This is a genomic window from Streptomyces sp. NPDC058457, assembly GCF_042720695.1.
Taxonomy (GTDB): Bacteria; Actinomycetota; Actinomycetes; order Streptomycetales; family Streptomycetaceae; genus Streptomyces.
In genome coordinates, this window is sequence record NZ_JBHXLU010000006.1 from 51280 (window position 1) to 65122 (window position 13843).

11 protein-coding genes are annotated in these 13843 nt (G+C 68.9%); 3 read left to right on the forward strand and 8 right to left on the reverse strand.

Annotated features, from left to right (window positions below; genetic code table 11):
• Positions 1-61 precede the first annotated feature (61 nt).
• The 4 genes from ACFWPS_RS07195 to ACFWPS_RS07210 form a co-directional block, all read right to left on the reverse strand.
• On the reverse strand, positions 62-1699 hold the full coding sequence (locus tag ACFWPS_RS07195; RefSeq protein ID WP_383701970.1) for a flavin monoamine oxidase family protein: 1638 nt from the start codon (positions 1697-1699) through the stop codon (positions 62-64).
• 190 nt (positions 1700-1889) lie between these two features.
• Positions 1890-2936 carry a lytic polysaccharide monooxygenase auxiliary activity family 9 protein gene (locus ACFWPS_RS07200; protein ID WP_383701971.1) on the reverse strand — a complete coding sequence of 349 codons (1047 nt, stop codon included), beginning with the start codon at positions 2934-2936 and terminating at the stop codon, positions 1890-1892.
• A 1533-nt stretch (positions 2937-4469) separates the two neighbouring features.
• Positions 4470-5990 carry a protein kinase gene (locus ACFWPS_RS07205; protein WP_383701973.1) on the reverse strand — a complete coding sequence of 507 codons (1521 nt, stop codon included), beginning with the start codon at positions 5988-5990 and terminating at the stop codon, positions 4470-4472.
• Between the two features lie 484 nt (positions 5991-6474).
• On the reverse strand, positions 6475-7353 hold the full coding sequence (locus ACFWPS_RS07210; RefSeq protein WP_383701975.1) for a LysR family transcriptional regulator: 879 nt from the start codon (positions 7351-7353) through the stop codon (positions 6475-6477).
• A 500-nt stretch (positions 7354-7853) separates the two neighbouring features.
• Here ACFWPS_RS07210 and ACFWPS_RS07215 point away from each other — a divergent pair, with 500 nt between their 5' ends.
• Together ACFWPS_RS07215 and ACFWPS_RS07220 are read left to right on the forward strand one after the other, a co-directional pair.
• Complete coding sequence (locus ACFWPS_RS07215; protein WP_383701977.1) at positions 7854-9125, forward strand: PucR family transcriptional regulator; 1272 nt, start codon at positions 7854-7856, stop codon at positions 9123-9125.
• 134 nt (positions 9126-9259) lie between these two features.
• The gene (locus ACFWPS_RS07220; RefSeq protein WP_383701979.1) at positions 9260-9919 is read left to right on the forward strand and encodes a response regulator transcription factor; all 660 of its coding nucleotides are present in this window, start codon (positions 9260-9262) and stop codon (positions 9917-9919) included.
• A gap of 227 nt (positions 9920-10146) precedes the next feature.
• On the opposite strand, the gene ACFWPS_RS07225 is transcribed toward ACFWPS_RS07220, so the two are convergent.
• Together ACFWPS_RS07225 and ACFWPS_RS07230 are read right to left on the reverse strand one after the other, a co-directional pair.
• Positions 10147-10893, reverse strand: a complete 747-nt coding sequence (locus tag ACFWPS_RS07225; protein WP_383702226.1) for an alpha/beta hydrolase — start codon at positions 10891-10893, stop codon at positions 10147-10149.
• 203 nt (positions 10894-11096) lie between these two features.
• On the reverse strand, positions 11097-11465 hold the full coding sequence (locus ACFWPS_RS07230; RefSeq protein ID WP_168512773.1) for a VOC family protein: 369 nt from the start codon (positions 11463-11465) through the stop codon (positions 11097-11099).
• 63 nt (positions 11466-11528) lie between these two features.
• Here ACFWPS_RS07230 and ACFWPS_RS07235 point away from each other — a divergent pair, with 63 nt between their 5' ends.
• Positions 11529-11987 (forward strand): MarR family winged helix-turn-helix transcriptional regulator, encoded by a 459-nt coding sequence (locus ACFWPS_RS07235; RefSeq protein ID WP_383701981.1) that lies wholly within the window; start codon positions 11529-11531, stop codon positions 11985-11987.
• A gap of 79 nt (positions 11988-12066) precedes the next feature.
• Here ACFWPS_RS07235 and ACFWPS_RS07240 read toward each other — a convergent pair whose 3' ends face one another.
• Positions 12067-13329 carry an MFS transporter gene (locus ACFWPS_RS07240; RefSeq protein ID WP_383701983.1) on the reverse strand — a complete coding sequence of 421 codons (1263 nt, stop codon included), beginning with the start codon at positions 13327-13329 and terminating at the stop codon, positions 12067-12069.
• 274 nt (positions 13330-13603) lie between these two features.
• Positions 13604-13840 carry a cytochrome C oxidase subunit IV family protein gene (locus ACFWPS_RS07245; protein ID WP_383701985.1) on the reverse strand — a complete coding sequence of 79 codons (237 nt, stop codon included), beginning with the start codon at positions 13838-13840 and terminating at the stop codon, positions 13604-13606.
• Positions 13841-13843 lie beyond the last annotated feature (3 nt).

Here is a 13843-nt window from a genome sequence, read left to right on the forward strand (position 1 = left end):
CTCCCAGCGTCGGTCGACCGCCGCCCTGCGCCCATCTCGGGCCCAGGGCGCCGTGTCGTGGTCAGAGTCCCTGAGTGAGGAAGGCCGCGTCGGGGACCTGGACGGCCGTGGGGGCGGTGCGTGGGAGGAGGCCGAGCATCTGGGCGACGACGTACTGCGCCGACATCATGGCCCCTTCCTGCCAACCGGGCAGCGGGGATGCCTGGTCGCCGACGACGTAGAAGCGGCCGTCGCCCTCGGGCTGGAGGAGCTGCTTGTAGGCGACCTGGTGGTCAGGGTCGGCCGGGTCCCAGTCGGCCCAGCCGCCGAGTTGGTGGGGCACCTTGTGCCAGGCGATGGTCACCCCCAGGTCCTGGGGCACGGTGGTCTTCTCCAGGAACTCCCGGTGCAGCTGTGTCGCTCCGTCGCGGGCCAGGCGCAGCCGGTCGGCCGGCGTGCGTTTGCCCATGTCCTCGGCGTACTCGCCGAAGTTGTACGCCCCGGTGAGGGTGCCCTTCTCGGAGAAGTAGTCGTTGGACGGGTACCAGAACTGGGTGATGGAGTGGTCGGTCCAGCTGATGCCGCCGTAGATCTGGTTGTGGTCGTCCTCCCAGAACCGCCGGTTGGCCTGCCAGCCGACCTTGCACGTCGGCGCGAAGCCCACCGCTTCCACGGCGTTCCGGAACTCTGTGGAGAAGCCGGTCAGCGTGAGCTGCTTGAGCACCGGCAGCGGGATGTTGCTCACGCAGTAGTCCGCCGTCGTCGTCAGTTCCTCTCCGCCTGAGCGGTAGGTGACGCTGACTGCGTCGCCCGTCAGGCCGATCGATGTGACCTCGGCCTTGAGTTCGACGGTCACGTCGTACTCGGAGGTGATCCGCTCGGTGAGGGCGTGGACGATCGTGTCCATGCCGCCGACCGGCTGGAACATCGTGGCCTGCCACAGGTAGTCCACCGGCTGGTAGAACCTGTGCCTCCAGAACTCCGACCGAACCAGTTCGGCGAGGGGCAGCGGGGGCGCGGGCCGGGGGAATTCATGGACGTCGAGCGGCTCGTCGTAGCCGGAGCGGGTGGAGCCCTGGTACTCGTTTTCCTCGTCCAGGTCGCCGAACTTGCGCAGCAGGTCCCGCAGCAGCCCGGTGAACTCGTCCCTCTCGGTCAGGGTGGCGGACAGGAGCGCGGCAAGGTGGCCGCGGGTGTCGTTCGCGATCCGCCGGTTGCGCCAGGGCCGGCCGGGCGGGGTATGTCCCGCGCGGTGCAGGACGTTCGCCGTGGTTTCCATGATGTACGGCTCCAGCGTCACCCCGAGGTCGGTGCAGTATCGAAGGACTCGGCGGTGGTGGTACGGGATGCGTCCGGGGCCGAGGTTGAGGTACAGGCCCTCGTCGAAGGCGCAGGTGTGGGTCAGCACCGGGCTGTTGCCCTCGCCGTCGAGTTCGTACAGCTTGTCCCCCTGGCGGGCGGTGCGGTTGCGGCCGCCGGTGCGGGGCTGGGGCTCCAGGACCGTGCACCGGTAACCGAGCTTGCCCAGTTCGTAGGCGGCGGTGAGGCCGCCGACCCCCGCGCCGAGGATCAGTACCGAAGGCTCCTCGCCGGCCGCCGCGCGCGGTGCGGCGGCGAAGTCGGGCGCGGTGCCTTCGCCGGAGCTCAGCGGGCCGCCGAGGCCGGACATGGCGTAGTAGAGCGACTGTGCGGAGGGGGTGGCGGACTTGCGTGTACTCATGGCTCACCTCTCGGACGGGACAGGACGGGGCGGGACGGGACAGGACGGGACAGGACGGGGCGGGACGGGACCTTCCCGGGCTGTGGCGGGCGGACGCCGACCGTCCGGGCGAGCATGCGGAACGGGAAGTCGACTGCCGGCCGGCGCACCCCCGCGACCGCCGGCCGGCATCGGGCGGGAGTCGAGGGGGCTACTGGAACTCGACGTCGGAGACGCTGACGAAGAACTCGCCCACGGAGTCGTGTCCGGCGTCGCCGCCACCCCAGATGTTGACGATGGCATGCCGTCCCCGCCGGGACGCCAGTGCCTCGGTCGTGTACTGCAGCTCCTGGTCGGCGTGTGTGCCGCCGCCGTGGTACTCGACCATGAAGGGAGTCGGCTCCAGCACGTCCCAGGAAATGCCCTGCGCCGGGTCCCAGCCCTCTGAGGTGATGAACCACTGGTGTGTCCACTTCGGGCCCATGTGGTTCTGCCTGTAGTTGTAGGTGAAGGTGTGCCGGCCGTCGACGGCCTCCAGCGTGCTGGTCGGCCAGTCTCCCAGGCCGTCCCCGCCGGGCAGGTCCAGGCCCTGGAAGGCGGGATTCGCAGCCGACGCCACGTCGGTGCCCCGGAAGAACTTCCGGTACTCCAAGTACCCGCGGGCCTCGTTCCACGGCGGATTGCCGACCGTGCCGGGAGGCACCACTTCCTGCCAGGTGGTCGAGGTGTTCAGCTCGCGCGCTTTCTGGCAGATCGGCGCATCGTCCTCGTCGCGGATCGCCCGGATCGCCCTGCTGACCGGGAACTCCAGACTCCCGTGCCGCTCCCGGCCGCCCTCCTGGCGTTCCTCGGTGCGCGCGGGGATGAATACGTTGTAGGGCTTGGACGTGGACGTGTCGACGGTGAGCTCGTCCGTGAACGGCCCCCACGCGCCGTCCGTGTGCCGGGCCCGGATCTTCACCCGGTACTCGCGGGCCGGAACCTCACCCAGGCACACCCAGTGCCGGTTCGCCGCCTGCCAGTGCGGATACCAGGTCGCCCAGTACAGGTCCACCGTCTGCGCCAGCCGCCCGTCCAACCACACCTCGTAGTGGTGCGGGTAGTCCGGCCGGCCGTTGTTCCAGTCGGGCGGCTGCGCGAGTCCCTGGTCAGGGGCATTCTGGCCGATCTGCCAGGTGAGGGAGATGCCCTCAAGCTTGACGTGACCGTCGTCGCGGTAGGTCGCCTCCGCACGCAAGTCCTCAGGGTGGGGCTGCATCTGGGTGCTCCTCTCAGTCGCACAGAATGGGTGGCCCATCGCGACAAAGCCGCACGGAACCACCCAAGTGTCACTACTCACTGTATTTAGGCATATGCATACCGCAAGTGCGCGGCGACTCGAAGGTCGAAAAGACATTCGAGGCGTGCGGTCTTCGGGCACTGGAGCGGCACCGTCCGCGCGGCACAGAGGCACCCGTCATGGCGGCCAGGACTCCCAGCACCAGCCAGTGCGGTGCCCGGCGGGCGGGGTTGCAAGCGCACCCCGAACGGCCTCCCGCCACAACTCCCGGACCAGGCCGACGTGCTCCGGAGCGCGGCCCCGGCCCAGCAGTCGGACGTCCGAGCGGGGCACGGCAGGGCAGAGAAGGGGTCAACTACCGGGCCGGTTGGGCGTGTTGGACATCGAGCTGCACCAGGATCACCCGGAAGGGAGCTTGCCAACCCGATCACCGTTGTGACTTTCCGGAGTTGGTCGATAACCTCTTGTAACTGGAGGTCGGTGAACGGTGAATGGGTATGACGATGAGCACTGCCCATCCGGCAACCACAGGTGACGAGGACTCCGCCCCTCCGATCAGCACGGTCGCGGTCGACCGGTGGCACGGCGGAGGATCCATGGCGTACGGGCCGTACGGGGAGTACCGCTCATACCGGCAGCAGGGATGGCGACGATGGCTGCGGTGATCAAGAAGCGGGGGTGGATCCTTCGCGCCTGCGAGACCCGCCTGGCTGCTCTGGTGTTCCTCGCTTTCGCCAAGGGGGACCGAAAGGAGGCGGCGAGCGCAGCCGCCGAAGCCGACAAGGCCGTGGCAGACCTGCTCCAGGTGCGGCCCGGAAGGATCCGTCAGCAGGATGCCGATCGCGTATGGCACCCGGCTTCGGACGCACTGGCCCTTCGCTCATGGATGTGGTTCGTGATCGCAGCCCTGCTCGGGATCGCAGGTCTCCTGCTGATCCCTGGCGGTACCACCCCAGAGCCATACGTGCGGGTTGCGCTCTCGTTCGTCCCAGCAGTGCCCAGCGCGTTGTTCGCATCGCGCCGGCTGAGCCATGTGCCGGCCCAACGCGCCCTGAGAGCCGAGGCGGCCGGACGGAATCTCCTCGACTGGATCAGCCGCTGGCTCAGTGAGGGCGCCGTTCTCATCCTCACCTTGGGAATGTGGGTGCTCTGGGGGACGGTCCTCGTCCTGAACCGGACTGGACAACGAACAAACCCCAGGTCATTGACCTGGGGTTTTCATCATGGAGCGGGTGACGAGAATCGAACTCGTGCTCTGATCGCACCGCTGTTGACCGTGGTTTACCGGTCTGTGGGCACGCTATGGGCACGCCGTCGGCTTGCGGACGTGACGGACGCCGCTGGGCGGCCGGTGAGCGGCCGAGCCATGGAAGCGGGGGTTGACTGGAAGGCCGTCGGTTGCAGAAGCGCACAGAGGACCAGGGGTCAGAGGCGGCCGAGCAACTCGGGGGGGGAGGTGTTTGGAGCAGCCCCCCGCGCGGGCTTCGCCGGGGCATGACGACCGGCACCGGGTCAGTGCTGGGTGCCGGCGGACCAGAGGGTGGTGCCCTGGTAGACCACGCTGACGTCGCCGTCAGTACCGAGGTACAGACAGGCGCCGTCGTGTCCGGAAGTGACGGAACTCCAGACGCCCCAGGTGTCCTTGTCGTAGACGACGAGGTTGCCGTCGGCCTGCATGATGGCGCGGTATCCGGTGCCGGAGGTGCCCGAGGACCAGCGCCGGTGGTGGTCCTCGTCGTAGATGACCAGGTTGCCGTCGGTCTGCATCGTCATGGTCGTCCGGTTGGTCTGCCAGGACTCGCCCGGCATCAACTGCTGGTCATGTCGCACGGTCAACGTCGTCCATGCGGGCGAGGCCGATGCCGTCTCGCTGGGGTCCGGGTCCGCCGCCTTGCCCGTAGGACCCGTCGCCTTCGTCACTTCGGCGCCGAGCCCGGCCGAGGGACTTGATGACCGTGTCGCCGACTGCGTGGGTGAAGCCGTCGAAGCCGCCGCGGCGGGTGCTCGGTGCGGGGACGGTGATTTCGAGGCCGCAGAGGACGCGTAGGGCTCGGCGATCGCTGTGCTGGCGGCCCCCGCACGAGGCTTCGTGTCGACGGCGGAGTCCGCTTCGAAGGCCGCGCGCGTGGCCAACCCCGCGGTCACGAGGACGGCGGTCCCGGCGAGCATGGCCGCCGCTCTCCGTCCGCCGGTGCCCTTGCCGGTTGCGGCGGTTCGGAACAGGCGGTTGCGGATGGTCGTGGCACTGGCGGCTTCGAGTGCGTCCGCGAACTCGGCGGCGTCGGCCCAGCGCCGTTCCCGCTCGGGATCGAGGGCGCGTCGCGTCACGCGCCGGACTGCCGCCGGCACCTGGGGGCGCGGCGGCCCGGGCCAGTCGAGTTGTTCAGTCGAGCCCGGCAGGCTCCCGGTCAGCAGTTCGTAGGTGAGTACGCCCAGACCGTAGACGTCGGCCCGCTCGTCGACATCGACCAAGACGTCCTCCGGGACCTGCTCCGGAGCCATGTAGCCGGGTGATCCCACGCCCTGCGTCAGTCCCGAAGCATGCGCCAGGCTCTTGGCAAGGCCGAGATCGGCCACCAGCAGCCGCTCACGGCCGCCCGATGCCGTCTGGAGCAGAATGTTGGACGGCTTGATGTCACGGTGCACGATGCCGACCGCGTGCAGGTCGGCCACACCTCGTGCGGCCTGCACCGCGAACCGCAGCGCCTGGTCGGCGGCCAGGGGCCCCTGGGCCACCCGGTCGGCCAGGGTTCCCCCGTCGGCGTAGGTCATGACGAAGTACGGCCGCCCGTCCGGCAGTTGACCGATGTCGTACACCTGCACCACGCGATCCGACGCTGCCTGGCGCAGCAGCCGGGCCTCGTCCAGGAAACGCTCCCGAAGGTCGGGCCGGTGAACCCACTTCTCCGCCATGACCTTCACCGCGACCGGGGCTTCGAGCAGGTCGTCGTAGGCGAGCCAGACCATGCCGAAACCTCCGCAGCCCAAAAGGCGCTGCAGGCGGTGACGTCCGACAGTGACGAGTGTTGACATGAGGGCGGAACTCCAGCGCAGTTGCCGTTCGACATTCGACCGGACCAAGAGGTGGCGGATTCGGCGCCTGGCCACCGCGCCACCCTTCAGCGACGTCCGGTGCCGGTCACCTCCTCGCACCGCGGAGACGGTGAGGGCACCTTGCCGGGCGCCCTTCCGGCATACCGGGTCCTGCGACCGCAGATGCCTGCGTGTCAGTGTCGACGCGTGACGCAGCCGCGCACAACGTGCACAGGACCAACGCGATCTCCATTCTTTGGGCACCAGCACAACGACCTGCCGGTAGCGCGAGATCACCGATCACGGGCCCTGCGTGCAGGGGACGCCGCGCATCACAACCGGCTGCCCGTACGGATGTCGGTCAGGCCGGACGGTGTGGCGAGTGTGGCGAGTCCCTTCGCCGTGTCGCCGTTCAGCCCACGCCGTATCCGGGCCTCGGCCTCGTCGTGGACACGGACCAGTGCCCGCTCTCCGCTGCCAGGCGTCAGTCCGGGCCCGGGCCGAGCATGCGACGCGAGAGCTCGGCGAACTGGAGCAGCTCGGGCATGGTCCGGTGCTTGGAGTAGGCCAGGGCGACCATGCGCGGTGCGACGCCCTCCAGCGTCAGGTAGACGACGTCGTCACGGCGGTAGAAGCCGGCCATCCCGGCCGGCATGACATAGCACCCGGACCCGAAGGCGACGGTCTGCAGGCATTCCTCGATCGTCGCCGGGAAGCGTCCGGTGTCCCCCGGCGGCGCCACCGGATCGAGCGGGATGCGTCCGCGCCACTCCGGTACGTCCCGCGGATCCTGCAGCAAGGTCATGTCACGCAGGTCCTCGACGTGCACCGTTTTGAGTTCCGCGAACGGATGATCACTGGACAGCGCCACCACACGGGGCTCCGGGAAGAGCGGGACGACCTCGAACATGCCCTCCGGCAGGGGCAGCCGGACATAGCAGACGTCGACCCGCCCGTCGAGCAGGAAGTCGACCTGGTCGGTGATCGAGGTGTGCACGACATCGATGTCGAGTTGCGGCGCCATCCGCGCGAACTCCCGCACGATGGGGGTGACCACGACTCCCGGCATGAAGCCGATGGTGAACTGGTTCACCTCCCGGTTCGCCGTCCGCACCCGCTGCTGCACGGCCTGTGCCATCGCCAGCATCGGCCGGGCGTCCTCCAGCAACTGGTGCCCCGCCCGCGTGAGTACGGTGCCCTGTCGGTCACGCAGGAAGAGAACCACGTCCAGATCCTCCTCCAGCGCCCGGATCTGACGACTCAGCGCCGGCTGGGTCATGTAGAGACGGCTCGCAGCCCGCACGAAGCTGCACTCCTCGGCCACGGCCACGAAGTAGCGCATCCGGCGTATGTCGAGGTCCATGCGGCTCATCGTAGCCACACCCACCACGGCATATGCCGAAACGGCTTCAGAATCGAACAGATAGGCATTGGCGTGGTCGCCCCCGACCGGTCCACCATGGTCGGACCGAGGAGAAAAGCCACAACACCCGCCGCTGTCACGGCAGTTGTGTACGCCCCCAGCTCGCGAGGACAGCCGGCGAGCGCCGTGAATCGGGGGTACGCACACCGTCAGCTTCATGCCAGACGCATGCCGGACGCATGCCGTTCGCCGGGAAAACGTCGCCGATCGGGAACGGCCACGGGGTCTGCCTACTCGCGGAAACTCGCCCACGCCTTCGGGCAGCGGCCCCACCGCCGGCCTGAGGGCCGGATGTACCCCACGAAAGGAATCACCATGGGATTGCGCCGGCACCGGGGCAAGGCCACGCCGTCCACCGGACACACGCCGAGCGCTGCGGCACACGACGGCACGGCATGGCGCTCGCTCCTCTCCCCGGTTCGCGCCTTTCCGTCTCCGTCATGACCGACAGATCCGAGCGCGCTGCCCTCGTGACAGCGGCTTTGCGCGACATCCTGGAACATCTCGATGCCGATGCCGTGGCCCGGCGCATGGAACCCGCACTTCGCCATACGCCCGAATACGTGCGCCTGGCGCGCGATTGCGGGGCATCGGCTCTTCGTGCCTCGCTGCGTCGGCACGCCGGCCTGCTCCTGCACTGGATGGTGAGGGGCACGCCCCCGGACTCGTACGTCCTGTCCGAGATGTACGAGCGGGCGCGGGAGTGTGCCGCCGCAGGGCAGCCGCTGGACAGCGGCCTGCTCCTCCATCGCCGGGGCGCGCGCGTCTTCTGGGACGCCGTCCTTTCCCTGGCCACCGAGAAGGAGCGCGCACAGCTGGCGGACTGGGCCGATCAGGGGCGGCGTCACCTCGACAGCTACCTCGACATGGTCACGCGGATGTTCACGCAGGCATACGCGGATCAGGCCGACCTGCCGTCCACACAGGGCGACCGCCGGGCGCACACCCTCTTCGACCGTCTCTGCGCCCACCTGCCCATCACAGTGGAGGACCAGGAGCGTGCCGACCGGCTCGGCTTCGATCTGACGCCTCCGTACGTGCCTTTCGTCGTGCTGCTCGACAAGGCCGCCCCTGCCGAGCGCGCCGATCTGGCGGCCCGCCTGCGCACCGCCGGAGCCCTGGCCTTCGTCGAGGACGTCCGCGTCACCGGGCTCACCGGTCCCGCCTTCGACTGGTCCGCGTTCATGGCCGACCGGCGCCTGCTCCTGGCACAGGACCTGCCGACCGGGCGGACCGGCCTGCAGACCGCTGTCGACAACCTGCGTCTGCTGGTCGATGTCGCATCGCGGTCCCACCGGCGTGGACGTGTCCGGGTCGAGGACTTCCTGCCCCAGTTGCTCCTGGCACACTCCCCCGAACTCGCCGACGCGGTGGCCCGCCGGGTCTTCGGCCCGCTGACAGGCGGGGACAACGGCGGACTGACGGCCACTCTCGCCTGCCTGGCCGAGAACCAGTTCGACAACGCCTCCACCACGGCCGCCCTTCCCATGCACCGCAACACCCTGCTGTACCGGATCAAGCAGATCGAGAAGCTCACCGGCCTCGACCTGCAAAGACACAGCGACCGCGCGCTGGTGTGGCTCGCGGTCGTCTGGGCGCAGGTCTCCTCCCGACCGGTCGGATCGCGATCCGCGCGGACCAACTGGTTGTCGGCTGCATCCAACGGCGCCGACCCGACAGGCACGTTCAGTTCAGAAAGCGAGCAGCGATGAGCAGCCATCCGATGGAAGCCCCGGCACGGCTGGTAACGACGCAGCGCCGGATCGAAACGGACCGGCGTCTTCCGATCAGCCCGGCAGCCACCGACTCGCCGCGGGTCAGACGCCCGCAGAATGCGGCCAGACCGGTGCTGCGGCCACACTCCGACGTCATCAGACGGCTGCCCACGGCCTTGGTCTCGGTCTCCGTGGCCGTGGACGCCGCGGACCCGGTGACGCACGCCGGGCTGGCGGCCGGCCTGAGCCGCGGACCGGGAGTGGCGCTCACCACGGTGATGGAGGCGGACGTCGTGGTGGCTGCGATCCAGACCGCCGACAACTCCACGTTGGAAGCCCTGCGGAGGCTGCCCATGCCGCCTCCGGCACGGATCGTGCTCGTCGTCAGCGACGGCTGGTACGCCGACTTGACGGTGGCGGCACAAAGCGGGATACGGGCCGTGCTCTGGCGGGCCGAGGCACAGCCGCAGTCCCTGATCCGCGCCGTGCTGGCGGTCGCCGCCGGCGAAGCGCTGCTGCCGTCCGCGGTACAGGGCGAACTGCTCGACCAGGCAGACCGCCTCCAGCGCAACGTGCTGGTGCCCAAGGGCCTGACGCCGTCCGGCCTGAGTACACGGGAGATCGACGTGCTCCGGCTGGTCGCGCAGGGCCTGGAACTCGCCGAGGTCGCCGACACGATGTGCTACTCCGAACGCAACATCAAAAAGATCCTCTACGGAGTCATCAACCGTCTCGGACTGCGCAACCGCGTCCACGCCGTCTCCTACGCCATCCGCAACAAACTCATATGAGATCAGCAGAGGCCTGACCGGCGTGGGCGCGCCCTTCGGACTTGGGGGAGCACTCGAAGCTCCGCAGATTTCGACCAGCTCATGGCTTCGGGCAGCGCGGGGCCCCTGCCGGGAGGCCGGCAGGGGCCCGTGGTGCAGAGAGCCGAGGAGGGCCGGGACCCGTCCCTGGACGGGCGGCATCACGGCCGACACCGTTTACCGTCTGCTAGTAACCCGACGGTCCGGTGTCACTTCAGGTGCCGGGTGAAGAACCGGGCCGCGTCGTCCCCTGCGAACTGCGGGACGCCGGTGTGCCCGCCCATGTTGGCGTGCAGGGTCTTCTCCTTGGATCCGAAGGCGTCGAACAGGTCCAGGGCGGCCTGCCGGTCGTTCCCTTCGTCGTCCCACTGCAGCAGGACGTGCAGCGGGATGGTGACCTGCCGGGCCTCCTCGAACATGGCGCGAGGCACGAAACTCCCGGCGAACAGACCGGCGGCCGAGATGCGCGGCTCGACCACCGCCAGCCGGATCCCGATGGAGATCACGCCTCCCGAGTACCCGACCGGGCCGCCGACCTCGGGCAGCGAAAGGAGGGCATCCAGGGCGGCCTGCCATTCCGGGACCGCCTTGTCGACCAGCGGGAGGATGAGTGCGTCGATGATTGCGTCGCTGACCGGCTCGCCGGCCTCCATCGCCCGGCGCAGATCGGCGCGGGCCTGCTCGACGGCGGGCCAACGGGGCCGGTCGCCGCTTCCGGGGAGCTCGATGGTGGCCGTGGCGAAGCCCTCCGCCGCGGAGTGCCGGGCCCGGGCCACCAGTCGGGGGTACATCTTGCGCAGCCCCAGGGGAGGGTGGCCGAGCAGGATCAGCGGCGCCGGCGCGGATGTGGGTGTGGGTGTGGGTGTGGGTGTCCACAGGATGCCGGGGATCTCGCCGAGGGTGAACTCGCGCTCGAGGACGCCGTCGTCGAGGCGCTGTTCAGAAGTGAAGTGCATGGCCGTGCCTTTCAGGAGTGCCATGGAACGGCGCTCCCGGACGACCTATCGCCCGACCGCGACCCCGGAGGGGAGCACCCATGTCGATACTGCGTTCACGGGTACCACCTCCTCGTTCTCTCGCACGGCCTCCGGAAACGTAGCAGTGGCCGCCGTGGTTCCGCCAACGGGTTTTCGCGGAGGCTCCAGCGGCGTCTGGTCGATCAGGCGCGGTCGTGGAGCGTGACCTGGTAACCGTCGGGGTCGGCGAAGGTGAAGGTCCGGCCGAAGGGGCCGTCGATCGGTGCGGAGACGATGGTGTGACCGTCGGCGACGAGCGCGTCGTGGATGGCCTGGACGTCGGTGGCGTGGAGCCAGATCGCGGCACCGATTCCGGGCTGGGCGACGGATGCGAGGTCGGTACCGGGAATGACGTCGCGGAGTGCGAACGCGATCGGCTTCGTCTCGAAGACGACGGCGTGCGGAGGTCCGGCCGGCGAGCGGACGAGGCCCAGGTACTGCTCGTAGAACGCCTGCGAAGCGTCGAGGTCGCGCACTTGGAGCGAGATGAAGTCGGGGCCGGTGGCGGGCATGGTGGCGCTCCTTCTTTGCATGTCAGTTTTCTGACACGCAGCAAGCTATGTCAGAATGCTGACATGAGTCAAGAAGGTGTCGGCGTCGACCTGGAGACGTCACTGGGCTACCTGCTCAAAGAAGCGTCGAGCGCCCTCCGCGCGGCCATGGAGGAAGTGCTGCGGCCGCTCGGGATGAGCGTGACGCACTACTCCTGCCTCGAGCTGCTGGCCCAACGGCCGGGCTTGTCGAACTCCGAGCTCGCGCGGGGCGCGTTCGTGACCCGGCAGACGATGAACGTGCTGCTCCAGGCCCTGGAACGAGACGGCTACGTGACCAGGCCCGAGCAGGCACCCGTCGGGAAGGCGCTTCCCACGCGGCTCACGCCTCGCGGCCGACGAAGCCTCGAGAAGGCGAGCGCAGCCGTCCGGTCCGTCGAGGCCAGAATGCTGGCCGGCCTGACCGAGCCCGAGCAGTCGGACGCGTTCCGGATCCTGCAGAGCATGATCCACTCCCTGCGCGGTGACAACGAGGGCGCATAGCTCGTTCCGCGGCACACCTCCGCGAAGGGCGGACTTCCCCGGCATCAACGGTTGACAGCGGACAAAGGGGTCCCCTGCATCATTGCGAGAGCGCGGTGGCACTTTCCGGCTGCTCGGACGGGTCGTCCTGACCGCGGAACGACAGCAGGCGTGAGGGAAGAAGCCAGAGGCAGGCAAGGGTTCCGCCGATGGCGCCGACCCACAGCGCCACGGGGATTCCCGCTGTCGCGGCGATGAGGGCGCCGGCGACCGAGCCCAGCGGCCGGAGGCCGAAGCTCACGGTCTGGTACGCACCCCGGGTCTGTGACCGGAGGTGAGGTGGCACCACCAGCGCGAACACCGAGCCGACCGAGATGTCCTGAACAGATTCGCCGACGCCGCCCAGCAGTGTCGAGGCCAGGACCAGGGCGAAGACGACGCTTCCGGTGTCGCCGACGGCGGGGATCACGAGGAGCGGAGCGTGCGACAGCACGCAACCGACCAGGAGCATCCGGCCCAGACCGATACGGCGGGCGAGCCGGGAAGCCAGGGCCGCGCCGACGAGTCCGCCGATGGCCTGCACGCTGAACACGAACCCGATCTGGGCGCTGGTCAGGGACAGCCTGTGGACGTAGTACCAGACGAGCACCGACAAGAAGAGCATGTTGAAGAAGTTGCCGGTGGCGGTGACCGAGAGGGCCGTTCTGATCAGCGGACTTCGTCGGATGAAGGCCAAGCCCGGGCGACGGTCGCGGCTCTGCGGGGAGCCGGGTTCGTGGCGGCGCCCGACCGGGCGCAGTCGGAGGAGGAACAGGGCGGCCGTGACGGCGGTGGCCGCGTCCACGCCGACCGCTGCCGGTACACCGGCGAGTTGGACGAGGAGTCCGCCGATGGAAGGTCCGGCCAGGATCGCGGCGGTCTGGCCCGTGTAGGAGGCCGCCTGCCCGGCCACGTAGAGCTCGGACGGCAAGGTGGTGGCGAACAGGCCGCTCTCGCTGACATTCGACAGCACCGTGCACAGGCCGATGACGGCCAGGACGACGGCCAGCTGGATGAGCGAGAGCAGGCCGAAGGCTGTTGCGATCGGCACGCTGCTCAGGGCGGCGACCCGCAGGAGACTGGCGCCGGCCAGGAGCCTGCGGTGGTATCCCGTACGGTCGGCGAAGGATCCGGCCGGTATGGCCAGGAACAGGCTCGGGAGCCAGATCACGGCCGACAGGACGGCACTTTGGACGGCGTCGGCGCCCAGGACCTCGATCGCGGCCAGCGGCAGGGCCACCGAGGAGATGGCATCGCCCAGGGCGGCCAGAGTGGTGGCGGACCAGAGCTTTCTGAACGCGGAATGGCGCAGCGGCGCCGGCACCGAAGGACGAGGGGCCCGCAAGGTGATGGATCCTGTTTCTCGCGATGACGGATATTGCGCGGAATGTGCGACCGCTCCGGCCCCGAACAGATCACCGGAGCGGTCGACGAATTCACCAGGAGTGCTGCTTCTTCATCTCTCACCTCCGCCGCTCATGAACTCCCCGCCATTAGGGAGCCGCTGGGAAAATTATTGAGGAAGTCGCCGCATATCGCTAATGCCGATATTGTCGCCCCCCATACCGAATCAGCATTGACGGACCGGTATCGGGAATTCAGAGAAACAGGTAGAGAGTGAGCAGAGTGGCGCCGGTGGCCGCGACGTAGACCTCGAAGGCGCCGCGGAGGGCTGCCGGGGCGTTGCGCAGCTCCATGAAGTGCAGGCCGACCAGGCGTACCTTGACCAGCGCGATCGCCACGACCGCGCAGCCGATCAGGGTCGACGTGCTGCCTTCGATGCCCAGCAGCCAGCTCGACAGCGTGGCCAGGACGAGTGCCGGAAAGACCCACATGTG

Coding starts and splice junctions, on each gene's coding strand:
- ACFWPS_RS07210 (WP_383701975.1), bottom strand. CDS start 7,353: ATGGACCTCGACATACGCCGGATGCGCTACTTCGTGGCCGTGGCCGAG.
- ACFWPS_RS07225 (WP_383702226.1), bottom strand. CDS start 10,893: ATGCACTTCACTTCTGAACAGCGCCTCGACGACGGCGTCCTCGAGCGC.
- ACFWPS_RS07200 (WP_383701971.1), bottom strand. CDS start 2,936: ATGCAGCCCCACCCTGAGGACTTGCGTGCGGAGGCGACCTACCGCGAC.
- ACFWPS_RS07205 (WP_383701973.1), bottom strand. CDS start 5,990: ATGTCAACACTCGTCACTGTCGGACGTCACCGCCTGCAGCGCCTTTTG.
- ACFWPS_RS07235 (WP_383701981.1), top strand. CDS start 11,529: ATGAGTCAAGAAGGTGTCGGCGTCGACCTGGAGACGTCACTGGGCTAC.
- ACFWPS_RS07245 (WP_383701985.1), bottom strand. CDS start 13,840: ATGTGGGTCTTTCCGGCACTCGTCCTGGCCACGCTGTCGAGCTGGCTG.
- ACFWPS_RS07215 (WP_383701977.1), top strand. CDS start 7,854: ATGACCGACAGATCCGAGCGCGCTGCCCTCGTGACAGCGGCTTTGCGC.
- ACFWPS_RS07230 (WP_168512773.1), bottom strand. CDS start 11,465: ATGCCCGCCACCGGCCCCGACTTCATCTCGCTCCAAGTGCGCGACCTC.
- ACFWPS_RS07195 (WP_383701970.1), bottom strand. CDS start 1,699: ATGAGTACACGCAAGTCCGCCACCCCCTCCGCACAGTCGCTCTACTAC.